The following is a 685-nucleotide window of genomic DNA, read 5'->3' on the forward strand; positions in this document are numbered from 1 at the left end:
TTTCTATCACATACCCAAATTTTTAAAGAACGAACTAGTCAAAGACTAGAAATCAACATTCACCATCTCACGATGGAATGCTCATTTCTAAGCTTTCTTACTAACAGAAGCAGTAGTGGTGGAGCCAAACGGGATCGAACCGTTGACCTCCTGCGTGCAAGGCAGGCGCTCTCCCAGCTGAGCTATGGCCCCGTATTTCTACAGGCGTTTCCCACACAAAATTGGTGGGTCTGGGCAGATTCGAACTGCCGACCTCACCCTTATCAGGGGTGCGCTCTAACCAACTGAGCTACAGACCCAATTTCGAGCTACTAAGGCCGACCTCACCCTGCTCTTAACCACAAAGCATGGGGTACGCTCTAACCAACTSAGCTACAAACCGATACAGGCTGCTTCTTTCGTCTTCTTCAATGAATCAAGCAATTCGTGTGGGAACTTATGGAGCAGCTGATGTCGTCGATTAAGGAGGTGATCCAGCCGCAGGTTCCCCTACGGCTACCTTGTTACGACTTCACCCCAGTCATGAATCACACCGTGGTAACCGTCCTCCCGAAGGTTAGACTAGCTACTTCTGGTGCAACCCACTCCCATGGTGTGACGGGCGGTGTGTACAAGGCCCGGGAACGTATTCACCGCGACATTCTGATTCGCGATTACTAGCGATTCCGACTTCACGCAGTCGAGT

2 tRNA genes and 1 rRNA gene are annotated in these 685 nt (G+C 50.6%); all 3 read right to left on the minus strand.

Annotated elements, in window-relative coordinates:
- Positions 1-116 precede the first annotated feature (116 nt).
- A tRNA-Ala gene (locus tag EAH78_RS32070) sits at positions 117-192 on the minus strand.
- Positions 193-222: 30 nt separating this feature from the next.
- Positions 223-299: transfer RNA gene (locus EAH78_RS32075), tRNA-Ile, on the minus strand.
- Between the two features lie 162 nt (positions 300-461).
- Positions 462-685: ribosomal RNA gene (locus tag EAH78_RS32080) — 16S ribosomal RNA — on the minus strand; the annotation flags it as partial.

The organism is Pseudomonas arsenicoxydans (genome assembly GCF_006438915.1).
GTDB classification, from domain to species: Bacteria; Pseudomonadota; Gammaproteobacteria; order Pseudomonadales; family Pseudomonadaceae; genus Aquipseudomonas; species Aquipseudomonas arsenicoxydans_A.